The organism is Gluconobacter sp. ESL1110 (assembly GCF_058107395.1).
Genome location: NZ_JBYLUK010000007.1, coordinates 133,871 through 150,429 on the forward strand (window position 1 = coordinate 133,871; position 16,559 = coordinate 150,429).

The 16,559-nt window shown below is 59.0% G+C and carries 10 protein-coding genes; 4 read left to right on the plus strand and 6 right to left on the minus strand.

Features of this window, described 5'->3' with window-relative positions; all coding sequences use genetic code 11:
- Window positions 1-256 precede the first annotated feature (256 nt).
- The 4 genes from AC3B6F_RS04725 to AC3B6F_RS04740 all read left to right on the plus strand — a co-directional run bounded on the left by AC3B6F_RS04725 (window position 257) and on the right by AC3B6F_RS04740 (window position 6,811).
- Entirely contained in the window at window positions 257-3,430 is a 3,174-nt protein-coding gene (locus AC3B6F_RS04725) for an efflux RND transporter permease subunit (RefSeq protein WP_489823543.1), read from the plus strand.
- Window positions 3,430-4,608 (plus strand): efflux RND transporter periplasmic adaptor subunit, encoded by a 1,179-nt coding sequence (locus tag AC3B6F_RS04730; RefSeq protein ID WP_489823544.1) that lies wholly within the window; start codon window positions 3,430-3,432, stop codon window positions 4,606-4,608. Before AC3B6F_RS04725 ends, AC3B6F_RS04730 begins: the two co-directional genes overlap by 1 nt.
- Window positions 4,609-4,610: 2 nt before the next feature.
- Window positions 4,611-6,239 (plus strand): efflux transporter outer membrane subunit, encoded by a 1,629-nt coding sequence (locus AC3B6F_RS04735; RefSeq protein WP_489823545.1) that lies wholly within the window; start codon window positions 4,611-4,613, stop codon window positions 6,237-6,239.
- A gap of 233 nt (window positions 6,240-6,472) precedes the next feature.
- Window positions 6,473-6,811, plus strand: a complete 339-nt coding sequence (locus tag AC3B6F_RS04740; protein WP_175266185.1) for an energy transducer TonB — start codon at window positions 6,473-6,475, stop codon at window positions 6,809-6,811.
- Window positions 6,812-6,848: 37 nt separating this feature from the next.
- Here AC3B6F_RS04740 and AC3B6F_RS04745 read toward each other — a convergent pair whose 3' ends face one another.
- From AC3B6F_RS04745 to tsaE, 6 genes are all read right to left on the minus strand, one after another.
- Window positions 6,849-7,493, minus strand: a complete 645-nt coding sequence (locus AC3B6F_RS04745; protein WP_489823546.1) for a GcrA family cell cycle regulator — start codon at window positions 7,491-7,493, stop codon at window positions 6,849-6,851.
- A 133-nt stretch (window positions 7,494-7,626) separates the two neighbouring features.
- A complete protein-coding gene (gene rnd / locus AC3B6F_RS04750; RefSeq protein ID WP_415515006.1) occupies window positions 7,627-8,832 on the minus strand; it encodes a ribonuclease D in 1,206 nt (401 codons plus the stop codon).
- An 86-nt stretch (window positions 8,833-8,918) separates the two neighbouring features.
- Window positions 8,919-9,245 (minus strand): thioredoxin TrxA, encoded by a 327-nt coding sequence (gene trxA / locus AC3B6F_RS04755; protein WP_010503828.1) that lies wholly within the window; start codon window positions 9,243-9,245, stop codon window positions 8,919-8,921.
- An 83-nt stretch (window positions 9,246-9,328) separates the two neighbouring features.
- Window positions 9,329-12,886, minus strand: coding sequence for a double-strand break repair helicase AddA (addA, locus tag AC3B6F_RS04760; RefSeq protein ID WP_489823547.1), 3,558 nt, complete (start codon window positions 12,884-12,886; stop codon window positions 9,329-9,331).
- Complete coding sequence (gene addB, locus AC3B6F_RS04765; RefSeq protein ID WP_489823548.1) at window positions 12,883-15,918, minus strand: double-strand break repair protein AddB; 3,036 nt, start codon at window positions 15,916-15,918, stop codon at window positions 12,883-12,885. The genes addA and addB overlap by 4 nt, the downstream gene beginning before the upstream one ends.
- Window positions 15,915-16,364: a tRNA (adenosine(37)-N6)-threonylcarbamoyltransferase complex ATPase subunit type 1 TsaE gene (gene tsaE / locus AC3B6F_RS04770; protein WP_489823549.1), complete on the minus strand. Its 450-nt coding sequence runs from the start codon at window positions 16,362-16,364 to the stop codon at window positions 15,915-15,917. Before tsaE ends, addB begins: the two co-directional genes overlap by 4 nt.
- Between the last annotated feature and the right edge of the window lie 195 nt (window positions 16,365-16,559).

The following is a 16,559-nucleotide window of genomic DNA, read 5'->3' on the forward strand; positions in this document are numbered from 1 at the left end:
TCATTGCGAGGGGCGGGCTTTTTCATGTCCCCAATAAGAAGAAGTAAAAATCCAGAACATTCCTTTCCGAAAAACAATAAAATTGTTTTTAATAAATATATATTCATTAAAAAATACACAGAATTCTAAACAGAAAACAACATATTAAAACTGCATTTAATTAAATCTCTGTATTAAATGGGAGTTTAAATCCAGTTCTACAACATAATGTGTATATCGGCGCATCTACCTAAACCGCATCAGGACGCGCCAACCAATGAATGCCATTGTTGTCACCGCGCTAAGACGACCCTTAACGTTCGTCGTCCTGTCGATTCTGATTGTGATGCTTGGCATCCTCTCGATCCTCAGGACGCCAACGGACGTATTCCCCAACATCAAGATTCCGGTCGTCGCAGCGGTCTGGACCTATCCAGGTCTTCTGCCACAGGAATTTGCTGGCCGTATTACCTACAACTTCGAGCTGGCTGTCACGACGACAGTCCAGAATATCGAGCATATGGAGTCCAACTCCTATTATGGTCGTTCGATTGTAGACATCTACTTCCAGCCCGGCACGCCCATCGGGGACGCCGAAGCAGAAGTGACAGCAATTTCCCAAACGGTGCTTCTTGGCCTTCCGCCGATGGTGCCAGCGCCAATGATCATGGCCCTGAACCCGTCTCAGGTCCCCGTCATTGCCCTGCAGATTACGTCTGACAAACAGACACCTTCAGATCTGTTCAAACTCGGCGTAATTACGGTTCGTCCACTGCTCGCAACTGTTCCGGGTGCCGTCGTGGCTCACCCGAATGGTGGCATGGACAGTTTTGTCATGGTCTCCATGAACCAGGCGGAACTCCGGGCTCATCATCTGGCTGCTGCGGACGTGCAGGCTGCCCTGCGCAAGCAGAACATCGTTCTGCCCGCCGGTGACCAGAAGATCGACGCGACCGACTGGATGGTGCAGACCAACGCCGCCCCGCAGAGCATGGAAGACATCGCCAATATCCCGGTCAAACGGGTTGGCAATGCAGTCATCTATGTGCGGGACGTGGCGGACGTCTATCGTGGCGGTCACCCTCAAACGAACCTGGTGCTGGTGAAGGGCCGTCAGGCCGTGGAAGTCATTACCCAGAAAGGTGGCACGGCCTCCACTCTGGACGTTGTAGCCGCGACCAAGGCGCTCCTCCCGCGTCTGCGCAGAATCCTGCCGCCTGATGTGCATGTCTCGATCCTCGAAGACGCCTCTGTGATGGTGAAAGACCAGATCAAAGACGTCGTGCAGGAAATGATCACCGCCGCGTTCCTGACCGGTATTGTGGTCCTGCTGTTCCTCGGCTCCTGGCGTTCGACCGTCATCATCGCAACCTCCATCCCACTGGCCATTCTGTGTGCGCTCATCGGGCTGGGATGGGCAGGTCAGTCCATCAACGTGATGACACTGGGTGGTCTCGCGCTGGCTGTCGGCATTCTCGTGGATGACGCTACCGTCATGATCGAGAACATCGATACCCACCTTGAAATGGGCAAAGATCTGGAACTCGCCATCATTGATGCGGCCAACCAGATCGTCATCCCGACCTTCGTATCCACAACCTGCATCTGCATTGTCTGGCTGCCGCTCTTCGAGCTGGACGGCGTGTCGGGCTACCTGTTCATGCCGATGGCAGAAGCCATCATCTTCGCGATGATCGCGTCCTTCATCCTGTCCCGTACGCTTGTGCCCACCATGGCCAAGTATCTTCTGGCCGGGCAGGTTCATCATGGCGCGCACGGTGAAACCGATCACGGCCACCCGGAACCGAAAGGCTTCTTCGGACGCTTCCAGGCAGGTTTCGAAGCCCGCTTCAACCGCTTCCGTGATGGCTATGGCACGCTTCTGGAACGCTGCATCGGCCGCCGTGGCGCGTTCGTTGGCATCTTCCTGCTGATTTCCATCGCCTCAACAGGACTCTATGCCTTCGCGGGCCGTGACTTCTTCCCGGAAGTCAAATCCGGGACCCTTCAGATGCACATGCGTGCACCTCTGGGCACGCGTATCGAAGTTGCGGGCCGGATTGCAGCTCTTGTGGATGATCGCATCCATCAGGATCTGCCCGGCAAGGTTGAAAGCATCATCTCGGATTGCGGCCTGCCAGAAGGCCCGCACAACCAGGCCTTCATGCCGACACCCAGCGTCGGAACGCAGGACTGCGACCTGACGATTGCTCTGAAGAACGAAGCCTCGCCTGTCTGGGATTATCGCAAGCTGCTCCGCAAGGATCTGTCACAGCGCTTCCCTGGCACCGTCTTCACCTTCCAGCCTGCTGATCTGACCCAGAAAATTCTGAACTTCGGATCTTCCGCTCCGATCGACATTCAGATTTCCGGTCCGGATGCCATGCAGAACTACGACTATGCGCGTCACGTCATCGGCAAGATCCGTCAGGTTCCGGGTGCTGCGGATGTGACCATCCAGCAGACCATGTCCACGCCAACCCTGATGGTGAACGGCAACCGCACCTTCGGTCAGGCGACCGGCGTGACGGAACAGGACATCGCCCAGAACGAACTCTACACCCTGTCAGGCTCCGCCGTAGTGGACCCGCAGTTCTGGCTGGACCCGGAAGACAACGTCACATTCCCGCTGAACCTCTACACGTCACAGGACCAGATGACGCATCTGAGCGATCTTCTGACCATTCCTGTGGATAAAGGTGAAGGGAATCCCGAGAACATCGACCCACAGCTTCTCGGTGCTGTTGCCGATGTGGTGGCCGCTGGGACACCGGGCGAAGTTTCTCACTACAACTCGATGTCCGAGATGGACATCTATGTGAACGTCGAAGGCACGGACATGGGCTCCGTTCTGGACGGCGTGAAGAAAGTCCTGGCGAACGACGCACATAACGTCCCGCGCTCGGCTGAAATCGACGTCCATGGACAGGCCACCACCATGCATGGTGCCTATTCCCAGCTTGTCTTCGGCCTCTGCATCTCCGTGGTGCTGATCTATCTGTTGATCGTCGTGAATTTTCAGTCCTGGCTTGACCCGTTCATCATCATCACGGCTCTGCCGGGTGCTCTGGGCGGCATTGCCTGGGCTCTGTTCCTGACGGGCACACGTCTGTCGGTTCCGGCCCTCACCGGCGCCATCATGTGCATGGGAACGGCCACCGCCAACTCTATCCTCGTAGTTTCGTTCGCCCGTGAACGACTTGAAATCCATGGTGATGCCCTCAAGGCCGCGCTGGAAGCCGGCTTTGGCCGTATCCGTCCGGTGCTCATGACGGCCCTCGCCATGATTGTCGGCATGATCCCGATGGCGATTTCGAACTCCACGAACGCACCGCTTGGCAAGGCCGTCATCGGCGGCCTGCTGGTCGCGACGATCTCGACCCTCCTCTTTGTCCCCTGCGTTTACGCCATCCTCCACAACCGTTCCTCGCGTCAGAAGGAAACTGTCTAATGGCCAGCTCTCCGAAAATCTTCGCCATTGCGGGAAGCTGCGTTCTCGCGCTTTACGTGGGCTTCATCGTTGTTGAAAAAACCCATGCGGCAACGGAACTGAAGGCTGACACCGAAGCCGGCGCGATCCCGAACGTTGCCGTCATCACTCCCAAGCAGTCCCCGGAAAAGGTCGCCCTGACGCTGCCCGGCACGATTGACGCCTGGTATCAGGCACCGATCTATCCGCAGGTCTCCGGCTACGTGAAGATGTGGTACAAGGACTACGGCGCACATGTAAAAGCCGGTGATGCTCTGGCTGAGATCAATGCCCCCGCCCTTGATGCACAGTATGCACAGGCCAAGGCGGATCTGGATTCCGTGATGGCGAAGTACCACCTCGCTACCGTCACGGCAGAGCGCTGGCGCGCCATGGGGCGGTCCCAGTCCGTCTCGGGGCAGTCCGTCTCGGTTTCCAACGCGAACGAACAGTCCGCCCATGCAGAAGTCGATGCCGCACAGCGCAACGTCGATCACTTCGAAGCTCTTGAGAAGTTCAAGACCATCGTGGCTCCGTTCGATGGCGTTGTGACCGCGCGTAACATCAACGTCGGCGATTACGTTAACAATGGTGGCGGCGGACTGAACTCAACCGGTGGCGCATCCGAACTCTTCACGGTGGCGGATGTGCAGAAGCTGCGTCTGTTCGTCTCCGTGCCGGAAACCTTCTCCTATGTTCTGCAACCTGATCTGACGGCAACCATCAGCGTCCCGCAGTATCGTGGCCGCACCTTCGAAGCCAAATATCTGACGACGTCACGCGGCTTTGACCCCAACACCCGCACCGCCGTTGCCGAGTTCACGCTTGAGAACAAGGACGAAGTCCTGTGGCCCGGCACCTTCGCCTCTGCTGCCCTGAAGTCTCACAACGAAGACGCCCATCTGTACGAAATCCCGACAAGCGCGCTCGTTTTCCAGGAAAAAGGGATGCAGGTTGCTGTCGTGGATGAGAGCAACCGCGTGCATTACCGGAACGTGACGGTCGGTCGCATGGCAGACACCTCGACCGAGATCCAGACCGGCATCTCACCGGCGGACCGCATCATTTCCAACCCGCCAGCCGATGTGCTGGAAGGTGACAAGGTCAATGTCGTGGACGGTCAGCGCGGCTACAACCAGTCCGGCTTTGGAAAGGACTGATAATGACTCCTATCCTTCGCCGCCTCTCACTCGCCTGCGGTTCGGCCCTGTCTCTATTGGGGCTGTCCGCCTGTGATCTGGCACCAGCTTACAAAGCTCCGAACTTTGTCGTTCCGGCAACCTGGCACGGGCAGGCGCCATTTGCGCTTGCCACCCCGGCAGATACTGTCCTGCCGGAAAACTGGTGGACGATGCTTCAGGACCCGCTTCTGAACGAGCTTGAAGACCGTGCCACTGCGGATAACGGTGACATTCAGGCTGCTGCCGAACGCTTCATTCAGGCTCGTGCTCTCGTAGCCGCAGCGCGCTCGGAACTTCTTCCTCATGCCAGTCTGGAAGCAGGTGCGTCTGACAACAAACAGTCTGCCGATCGTCTGTTCCGGAATGGGGCAACCCTGACGCAGACGGAAGAGGAATACGGTGGCCTGTTGTCCTGGGAGCCGGATTTCTGGTCGTCCATCCGCAACCGCGTACGCTCGCAGAAACAGTTTGCCCAGCAACGCGCAGCAGACTTTGCCATGGCGCGCCTGAGCACACAGGCCGAACTGGCACGCGATTATATTGAACTGCGCGGCTATGACGCACAGGATGCGATCTACGCGCAATCCATTTCCTTCTACAAACGCGCTGTGACCATTACGGAAAATCAGGTTCAGAATCAGGCGGCCCCCCGTCTGGATCTGGCGCGTGCACAGGCGCAGCTTTACACGACACAGGCTGCCCAGCTTGATATTCAGGCTGCCCGTCAGGTCACGGAACATGCCATCGCGGTGCTGACCAATGCGTCACCCTCCACGTTCCATATTCCGCAGGTCCAGACGTTCAGCTTCATCCAGCCGCATATTCCGTCCTCTGTTCCTTCCGAACTGTTGCAACGTCGCCCGGATATTGCGTCGGCTGAACGGGAAATGGCCCAGGCCAATCGGGAAATCGGGATCGCCCGCGCGGCTTTCTATCCGCATATCGCTCTTAAAGTGGGCGGTGGATTTGCGGCTAATGGCTTCGATCTTGCCAATCTGGCCAACTCGCTTTGGACCTATGGCGCAAGTCTGGACATGCCGCTTTTTGATGGTGGTTTGCGCCGAGCCGAGCTTCAGCGCACCTGGTCCGCGTATCGGGAAACGCGGGACGAATATCGTGTGAAAGTTCTGTCAGCCTTCCGCGAAGTGGAAGATGGCCTGTCCCGCACCGAGCGTCTTTCAAAAGAAAACGAGGCGCTGGAACGGGCTGTCAAAGCCAATCTGGACACCCAGAACATGACCATGACGCTCTATCAGGGCGGTGTTGGCACCTATCTGGAAGCCATTTTCAGCCAGGAAAACACGCTGGAGAGCCGGATTCATCAGGTTGAAATCGCGACCCGTCTTTACACGGCGGATGTGGACCTGATCCGCAGCCTTGGTGGCGGATGGTCAACACGCAACCTTCCAACGATGGATCAGACACTCTCCGTGGAGCCTCTGCAATACGACAATCTGCATCACCCCAAACCGGTTGGTGACGTTAATGCGTCCCAGCACCCGGAGCAGTTTGAAAACCTGAACGCTTCTGCTCCTGATACCCCCGGACTGGGTCACGGCAACACGCTGCCCGCCCTACCCATGGGCAGCCTCTCAAACTCGATGCACTAAGTACAAAGGCCGGTTTCTCATCAGAAAACCGGCTTTTTTGATAACCTGACAGCCCAATTTTTCAGAAAACCCTTTGCAGAGACCAGAACAGCCTCCCATACTTTCCTGATCACTCCAGCGTGCAGGATCAGATGGACCATCCACTTCCCGCCCCTGAACCTTTGCCAGACGATGCCAGCCCTTCACGACGAGACTGGAGCAGATCTTCGTGGACTGTTTGCGGACTGGCTTGCGTGTGCCTCACGCAAGTACTGGGCGGCTTTTGGTATTTCCATCACCAGAACGATAGTCGCGCAAACCGCCGGGCCTCAATCAATCGGGCTTTGACGCCTGCAATGAAGTACCCCAAAAACCTGCTCCTGCGACAGATTCAGGACCGGGTTTCACTGACATGTCAGGTCGATCCGACCGGGCATGCACATGGATGCCACATTACGGATGGGCGCTACATGGAATTCAACCAGACTGCCCTTGTTTTCGTGGAACATGCCATTTTCAATCCGGCACTCCAGAATGGTCATCCGGTGAAGGACGACCATTATACGCTGCACATCAATTTTCGTGTGAAATGAAACAAAAAAGCCGCCTCTGAAGGCGGCTTTTTCTGTATTAGTCCCGGCGATCCCGGATCTTCACATAAGCAATGGCGGCATGTTCCGCGCAGTAGGGTTTCCCAGGCAGCGGCGTTGCTCCACAAAAATGAAACCCCGGTGTTCCCGGATCACCGATCGGCCAGCAGCACGACGGTCCGCGACGGGCCGGACGATCAATACTCGCTGTGAAACGTGGCGGGGGAGCCGGACGCACAGGCGGTGCAACACGCGACTCAGGGGCCACGGGAGCAGGACGGGCAGCCGCTTCAACCTTGGCTGCGGGACGCGGCGGCGGAGAAGCCATGATGCTTTCCATAGCCGGAGACGGCTTGGGAGCGGCAGCAGGCTTGGCAGCTTCCACTTTGGCCGGAGCCGGTTTGGCTTCAGCCTTCTCTACAAAAAGATCGGCTGGAGCCTCAACTTTTGGAGCGGGAGCCTTACGGGTCGGTGGCTTGCGGCGTGGCGTTTCCGTGGACGGTGTTTCTCCGTCTTTCACCTTGCGGTTACGGATCGGAGATGGGCGCGGTGGCAGCCCAAGGCGATGGGCCTTGCCAACAACAGCATTCTTCGTGATGGAAAGCTGGCGGCCGATTTCAGCGGTCGAAAGTCCCTGACTCCACAGCTCCCGAAGTCTGGCGATCGTCTCGTCCGTCCAGTCCATATACCGGTTCCTCTGTCCCGCATCCGGGCCTGTCTGGCCCACTATCCTGTTACCCTGCCCAACCCCGATCACAGGGTCGGGATAGTGTGGCTGACGTTCCTTACCAGAAAGTCATCCAAACGTCGAAGGGCGCTTATTCTACTTCGACGGGCTCACCTTCTGGGGCAACCCGCTGAAGTTCAACACAGCCTTTTACAACGGCGAGTGCAATCTCACCACGGACCAGCGCCTGCGCATCCAGTCCGAAAACTTCCCGGCGCCATCCCTTGAGCGCCTCGACCTCTGTCTCACCGACTGCAATCCGATCCAGATCGTCAGACGAGGCCACAAGACGCGGAGCAACCTTATGTTGCTCACATTTGGCCGTTTGAAGAACACGCAGCAGTGCCACAAGCGCGGCCGACGGACGGATACGATCTGATTTGGACGGAGGCTTCGGCAGATCTGCATCCGGAAGGCTCTCACCAATACGGACAGCCTCGAGAAGCCCCTGCCCCATCTTGCCTTCCGCAAAACCGCGGGTCACGCCCCGAACGCGGGCCAGCCCCTCGATGCTGTTCGGTTTAATGGCCGCAATTTCGAGCAGACTTTCATCCCGGATAACGCGCTGACGGGGAATATCCGCGTTCTGCGCTTCCTGCTCACGCCATGCTACGATTTCCCGCAAAATACCGAGCATCCTGCGATTGTTCGTGCGGGCCTTGAGCTTTTCCCACAGGCGGCGCGGATCAGGACGGAAGGTCTCTTCAGATGTCAGAACAGCCTGTTCTGCATCGGCCCAGCGCAGACGACCTTCGTCCTCAAGCTGCTTGCGAAGTGCGAGATACACCGTGCGAAGATGCGTCACGTCTGCTGCTGCGTAGGCGATCTGGGCCTTCGTCAGTGGCCGGGCTGACCAGTCACTGAAACGATGCGCCTTGTCGATAGCCTGCCCCGTGATGGCACCCACCAGGCTGTCATAACCGACCTGATCGCCAAATCCGGCCACCATCGCTGCAACCTGCGTATCAAACAGGGACTGCGGAAGCCGGTCAAAAATATGAAGGAAGATTTCAAGATCCTGCCGTGCGGCATGGAACACCTTGATGCATCCGGGCTCATCGAGAAGTTCGCCCAGCGGAGCCAGATCAATGCCCGGCGCCAGCGTATCGATGACGGCGACGTCTTCGGCGCCAGCAAGTTGCACAAGGCAGAGCTCGGGCCAATAAGTCTTTTCCCGAACGAATTCCGTATCGATGGTAACGAACGGCTCCTGCTTCAGCTTGTTGCAGAGCCGTGCAACCTCCTCGCTGGAGGTTACGATGACGGGGGACGGAAAATCAGAGGCTTTCGGACGCATGGCCCAATCCTACACAAAGGAATCGCCTCTGACCACGCCCCCACTGCCCTCGAATGAAGGACAGTGAACAGCGGGCAGCCGTCAGATCAAATGGACTTGTCGATCCAGGCCTTGAGCTGGCTCTTCGGCATCGCACCCATCTGCTGTGCAACCGGCTTACCGTCCTTGAAGACGATCAGCGTCGGGATGCTACGGACGCCGTACTGCGTCGGGGCTTCCGGGTTGGAGTCGATGTTGACCTTCGCGACCTTCAGGCGGCCCTGATATTCCGCGCCGATTTCCTCAAGCGCCGGGGCAATCATCTTGCACGGACCGCACCATTCTGCCCAGAAGTCGACCAGAACCGGGCCGTCAGACTTCAGGACGTCTGTTTCAAAGCTGCTATCCGTAACGGCAACCGTATTTGCGCTCATGGACGTGTTCCTTGTGATGAAACGTGTTTCTGTAAACCGATATCGGCTTCTCTGGTCAGGTCTGCAAGAGCCTGCCCATTAAATCAAGACTCCTCCAGTACACGATCCAGAAGCGCATCAGGAAGAACCATAACGGACGGTCCCTCCGTCCAGACCAGCGAACAGTGAATGGCAAAATCAGGGTGGAGTTGCTGGAGAACGGCCCGATAGGCCGCCATCTGTCTCACATAGGCCACCGGTGTCCGTTCGACGCGACTCGGCGGAGTACGGTTCGTTTTGTAGTCGCAGATCCAGATTTCTCCGTCCCCGATCCACAGGCGGTCCACCTGCCCCAGAACCACGCGCCCTTCACTGATGCCAGAAATTGGCTGCTCGGCCCTGCTGCCGGCCTGAAACAGAGGTGCAAGATCTGGATGATGCAGGACGCCCATGACCTGATCTGTCAGACGCCCGACCTCGTTCTCTGTCAGCCCAAGTGCAGGTCTGGAAAGCCAGCGGGTTGCAAGCGCCAGCCGCTCTTCGGAAGGCGTTTCCGGCAGAAGCTGAAGCAGGCGATGGATCATCGTGCCACGCCGCATGGCCTGTTCCCGGACAGGCTTTGGCCTGCCCGCCAGAAGTTCCAGCGGGGACCGCGCAGCAGGCACTTCGCCGAACTCCGCGCCATCCGGCCGACTTGGGGCCAGAGGGCGCGTCATGACGTCTTCCATCGGGGCAACGTCCGCTCGCCAGTCGGGCGCACGACCGAGCCAGGCAGGGAGTTCCAGCGCAGGTGTGGCAGCGCGTGGGGTGGCGTCTGGTGCAGGAGCCACGCTCCGCTCTTCTTCCAGAACCAGACGGTCTCCGTCCCAACCCAGTCCCAGCGGTTCGGACGAGGCATTGGCGAGCGTTTCGAACCCGGCCTGACACTGACGATACCAGCTTGTATCGTCCGGCTGACGCTTCGTAGAGGCTCCGCAGATCACCAGCCAGTCACTGGCGCGCGTCAGGGCGACGTAGAGCAGACGGTTGTTTTCCGCCCGCGCCTTCTCCGCATCCCGGGCAGACAAAGCTGTCGTGACATCCGTGCCAGCATCTTTCTTCGGCACCCAGATCGGAAGGTCCAGCCCGGCGACTTCTTCCCACAGGAAGTCCCCACTGGCTGGCGCACGGGACAACGTATCCGGCATCACGACCAGACGGGCCTGCAAGCCCTTCGATCCATGCACAGTCATGACGCGGACAGCCCCGGTCTCGCTTTCCGCTTCACGCTTGCTGGTAATTTCGCTGGCTTCCAGCCAATGCAGAAAACCCTGAAGCGACGGAGGATGCAGCCCTTCGTAGCGCAGTGCAGCCGTCAGCAATTCGTCCACCGGTTCAGCCGCTTCCGGCCCAAGACGACGCAGCAGTCTTGTGCGCCCACCATGCGGACCAAGCGCTTCGGCCAGTAAGCGATACGGTGTGGCATAATCCACGCGTGCATAAAGCGCGGACAGCATGGTCCATGCCGCCTGCCACTCCGCACGCTCCCGATGACGTTCCCGCAGAACAGTCCAGAGCGGCTGGCCTTTCGGGCCAAGGGCGTGGGCGCGACCGTCTTTTGTCGCCAGCGCCATCAGGGAATCATCGCTCAGTCCACCGAGGGGTGAGGTCAGAACTGCTGCCAATGTCAGATCGTCTTGGGGCAAAAGCAGTGCCGCACAGAGCGTCATGAGATCGCGAACGGCCACCTGCTGCGTCAGACCAACGCGCACTAGTGTCGCCACTGGCACGTTCCGCGACTTCAGCGCGCGGATCAAAGACCGCAGGAAGGAAGACCGGCGCGGCACGAGAATCAGAACATCGCCGGCTTTCAACGGCGCCTGTCCCGGCTGCGGTGACCGGCCAATCTGTTGATCAATCCACCCGGCAAGGGCCTCAGCCAAACGCTGGGGCGCACTGCGCTGGCCGGTATTGGCTTTCGGTGCCTGCCAGGGCGTCAGACCTTCATCATCGTCCTCGCCCTCCAGCACCGGAACGAGAGGCCAGAGTTCAACGCGTCCACCCTGCCCCGGACGTGCGGATACATGAGGAAGCAGTGTCTCCTGCCCCCGTTCCAGCAGACCATGGGCTGCATTCGGCTGGGAAAAGACCGCATCCACGAAAGACAGAACAGGCGTGACGGAGCGGAACGAGACGTTCAGATCCGGGTCACGCCACGGCAGGCCCGCATTCTGAACCCGGCGCGCAAACTCGGCTCTCCAGCTATGGAACTGCTCAGGATCAGCGCCCTGAAAACCATAAATGGACTGTTTGTAGTCACCGACCGCGAACACGGTGCGGGGTCTTGGTCCCTGCTCCCATGCGCCCTCACCGGAAAAGAACTCGGATGTCAGAGCCCCGGCAATTTCCCATTGAAGCCCGGAATTATCCTGCACCTCATCCAGCAACAGATGGTCGATACCGCCATCCAGCTTGTAGAGCACCCAGGCCGCACCCGGATCTTCCAGCAGGTTTCGCGTTTCCTGAATGAGATCGTTGTAATCCACCAGTCCACGCGCGGCCTTGCCCTCGCGGAAGCTAGACAGCATCGGTGCGGCAAGAGACAGGAGGGCGCGGTTCAGAGAAAGAAGCACGGCGCGTTTGATGCTCTCGGTCAGGTCCAGCAGGCGCTGGCCTTCCTCTTCCAGCAGCGGCACGATCTCAGGAACGGCGTCCTGTGCTTTCTTGCTGATGATGCGGTTCATCTGCCGCACGGTGCCCTTGTCCGTCAGCAGACATTTGCTCCAGACGGATGCCGAACGGTCTTCCAACTGTGTCCCAAGCCACAGAAGCATCTGCTCCACAGTTGGCTTCGCAGCGGCCGTGACAACGCCGAGCGCCGCCTGAAGTCCGGCCCGCAATTCCGCTTCCTTGCGAGGCTTACAGATCAATCCTTCCAGATCAGACGCGGCCTCCTGCCCTGCCTTCAGAGCGCTCCGATAGGCACTCAACACAGCATCCGGCAGGATCTGCCAACGCTCCAGCAGGGGACGAACCCGGCTTTCTTCCATGTTCAGGGCGCGTATCCGCTGGAAGAACCGGTCGATCCCGATGGTTCCCGCCACTTCCGCCACGATTTTCGGAGCCTTGGCGAGTTCGTCTTCCATCGCCTCACGCAGAGCCAGCGTCGTATCCGTGTCTTCCATCAGGGTGAAATGCGGATCAACGGAGGCTTCCAGCGGGAAACGCCGTAGCAGAGACTGACAGAACGCATGGATCGTTTCGATCCGCAGGCCGCCCGGCAGGTCCAGAACCTTCAGGAACAGCGCACGGGCTGCACGACGCGTCTCGTCCGTGTTGGGAACACGCAGTTTCTCAAGTTCCCCGCCCAGACGCTCATCCGGGAGCGATACCCATTCGCCAAGCCGGGACTGGAGACGATTGGCCATCTCCGCGGCGGCGGCCTTGGTGTAGGTCAGGCACAGGATGCGAGACGGGTTTGCCCCTTCTGCCAACACAATCGACCCATCATCTGCTTCTACTTCCAGCGGCAACATCAGACGAAGCAGACGATCAATCAGCAGCTTGGTCTTGCCCGATCCGGCAGACGCGGACACGAAAACGGACGCCATCGGGTCAGACGCAGCAAGCTGGGTGCGATCGGCTTCAGCAATGACATCAGCGCGGTTGCGGGTCTCGCTCATGCGTCGTCTCCTTCCGCATAAGCCGCGCGCCATTCATCCACCCGTGCCAACTGGGCGTAATCCGTGTAGCGTGGCACATGTCCGGCCCAGGGCTGGGAGCGATAGGGTTGATCGGGCTGGTCATACTCATCAATGAGGCCGCGTAGTTTTTCCATGGCCTCACCAATCAGGGCCGCCGCATCAAGGCTGGATTTCCGACTTGGAACTTCGCTTTCTTTCCCCGGATCATCCCCGCCAGTCAGATGCCAGTACAGAAGCTGTTTCGTTTCAGCCGCCGGAACACCTTCAAAAGCGCCCTTGGCCAGCAATGCCCCTTCCAGAACAAGCTGAACGGACCAGCCACCTTCCACGGCTTTGCCAGTAGGCGGGGAACCGGTCTTGTAATCGAAGATCGTCGCCTTGCCGTCTTCATCAACATCAATGCGGTCTGCCCGACCGCGCAGTTCGAACGGTGCGCGGGCCGCTTCGATTTTGAACGACGCAGACACTTCCATATGCCGCGCGACGGCATGTTCCTGTTCCCGGCGGGTCCGCTCCTGTACGGCAACCCAGTCCGCAATACGCTCCAGCCTTGGGCTCCACCAACTGACCAGCGCAGGTCGCATATTGGCCTTGGCCAGTTCTTCTGCGAATGCGCGCTTCAGGGATGCGGCCACGTTCTGCGGCCAGCGATCCGGGTAGGCTTTGAGAACGCGATCCATGGCTTCATGCACGATCATGCCAAAATCCGCGTGTTCCGCGCCTTCCTCAAGCGGCTTGAGCGCCTTCAGCTTCAGAACATGCTTGGCGTAAATGGCATACGGGTCCTGCATCCACGTCTCGATTTCCGTGATGCTCAGACGCCGTGGGCGAAGTGCCACTGGAGGCTTTGGCTCTGGAGGAGCCACGGTTTTCGCGCCATCCAGCGGCTGATCCATCGCCTTTTGCCATTCGAGCGCGGGATGCACAGGCAGTTTCTGCCCACGTCCCCCCAGAAACGCCTCCATCCGCACCATCCAGCGGGCGGGCACACCCGGTGCACCATCCCGTCGGGCGGAACTGGAGAACACAACCTCCCCAGCAGCCAAAGCCGTTGAAACGAAATCATGAGCGCTGATCCCGATCTGACGTTCGGGAGACGGTAGACCAACACGCGTCCGCATCGGGCGGCTCAGCCACGGCCCCGGATCAGTTGCAGGTGGCCAGACCGTTTCGTTCAATCCACCCAGAACAACTACATCGAACGCCAACAGACGCGCTTCGAGCACACCGAGAATGGTGACACGCGGATGCGCCAGTTCCACACCGCCCCGATGCGCGCGCAGACCCGTCAGCATCTGCCCGGCCATGGACGTGTTCAGAAAGGAATCCAGATGTGCCAGCCTTTGGGGAGGCAGGATGCCGGTATGTTGGATTAAAGCAGCCAAGTGACGGGATAGCGCTTCACCATCATCCCCCATCCAGAGACGCCCGCCCGGATGCAGTCCTTCTTCGGGCTCTGCGGTCAGTTCTGTTTCAGTGGCGGCCAGAGCTTCTGCTGTACGGATCAGGGCTTCCAGCAATTCGGGAAGCGGAACGGCTCCGGGCAGGCCAAGCAAAGGCTCGAAAGCGGCTTCAATCCGCGCGATAAACGCGGCTGGACTTTCCGGCTCATCAGGAGCATCCGCGCTTGCCCCATTGTCCGGATCACGCTGGTTCTGAATATAGGCCTCAAGCGCCGCTTTAAGACCTGCGATACCGGGTGCAGGAGCAGGTCCACGCAGCAACAGACGCTCCAGCCGACGGGCCGAGGCGTGACAGTGACCCGGTGTTCGTCCAAGCGACGCCAAAGGGTGCTTCAGAACGGAAAGCAGAGCCACCGGGGAAAGCTGCGCCTCGGCTGCCGTGGCGATCAGGCGCAAGAACACAGCGGCTGGCGTCTGCGCCAGAGGCTCACCGGCACTGTCATCAGCATGAATCCCGAACCGCAAAAGCTCGGTCCCAACGCGCTGAGCAAGACTGCGATCTGGCGTCACAAGCGCACAGGTCTGCCCGGGTACCGACACCACATTTCTAAGGATCAATGCGATGGACTGCGCTTCCTGCTGCTGATCCTGTGCAGGCAGCAGAGACAGGCCTGAAATATTACGCGGGTTCAGATCCCGCCCCCAGGCCGTAATCCCCTGTTCCGGCAGCATGACGCCACGCATCAGGCGCTCTCTGGCCCGATCCCTGCCACCGTCCCAATCCGTCAGATCGTCGCGTGTCAGCCCCAGATCCGTAAGAATTTCCTTGAGACCCGCCTGTGGATGCGAGGAGGGCAGCGCGTCCCACATCGCCTGAGGAAGGTCCAGATCAACACCCGGCAGGATCACCAGCCCGGCCGGTAATGTCGCTACCGCCGCCAGCACATCTGAAACCGCTGCGGACCCATCCGCGAACCCGACCGCCCAAACAGGCGTATGGGGTGGGACATGCTGCCACGCCGCCGCCTGCGCTTTCAGACGGGCGACCTGACGGGCAACGGGGTTCGACAGACCTTCTTCCTCCAGCCATTTCGGCCAGATCTTCGTAACAATTTCCAGAAATTTCAGCGTCTGCTGCCAGTGTTCTGAAAAGCGTTCTTCCACGGCTTCTGGCAAACTTGCCGCCAGCTCGACCCCACTGCGCTCGGCCTCATCCATCAGATCTGCCAGCGCCTTGGCCAGCGGCCATGCCCGATCGATACCCTTGGTCTTGTCCACCCCGACACTGACAATGGGCGTTTGCAGAATCAGCATGGACAGCACGGCAAGCCGCCTCTGCGGTTCGACCGCCGGAGGCAGCGAGACATCAATCCCGATTGACGCCAACGCCTCTTCATCCACGTCATTGATCGCAACGATGCGCGGCAAAAGAGAGGCCTGTCCGTCCAGCACGCGCAGGAACGCTTCCATCAACGCACGCCCGGCACGACGGCTCGGCACGAGCAGCAGCCCCGGACCGTCCGTTCCAGCAGCGGGGTCATGCTTCAGCCATTCATGAGCGACCCGATCCAGAAACGGCTCGGTGCCCGCAATCGTAACAACGGTCATAGCGCAATCCCGCTCAGGCGTTCGTCGGGCCAGCCGGTCAGCTCTGCAAAACGTTCGTCTTCTGTCGCGCCAGACGTCAGCGTCAGGTGCAGGGCATTCGCAGGCAGGAGATCTTCAGCGCGCTCTGGCCATTCCACCAGCATGATGCCTTCGCAGGCTTCATCCCAGGCCAGTTCATACAGCGCATCCGGCCCATCCAGCCGCCATAGATCATAGTGGAAAACCGGCCCGGCGAAGGTGTCGTAAGGCTGAACCAGCGCAAAACTCGGGCTTGGAACTTCCATCTTTGGGTCATGGGCCAGCACCCGCAGAAATGCCCGCGCGAAGGTGCTTTTCCCAGCCCCAAGACCGCCTGACAGGGCAATGCAATCGCCTGGCGCGCAAAGCGCTGCAAGTTGGGCGGCAAGATGTTCGGTCGAGGTCTGGTCAGGAAGGCGTATCTGCATGCCGCCTACTCTGGCTCCCCCGCTGCCATCCAGCAAGCGTCAGCCATTCAACTTTCGACACTGCGGATTTGCGCACTTCACTCAGAGAGATAAGACACAAAACGAAACAAAATGAACGTTTTATGATTATTGGTAAAACAACAACAAAATTTATTGACTCTTTATTACAAAACGACAGAAATAAATTTTAACTTT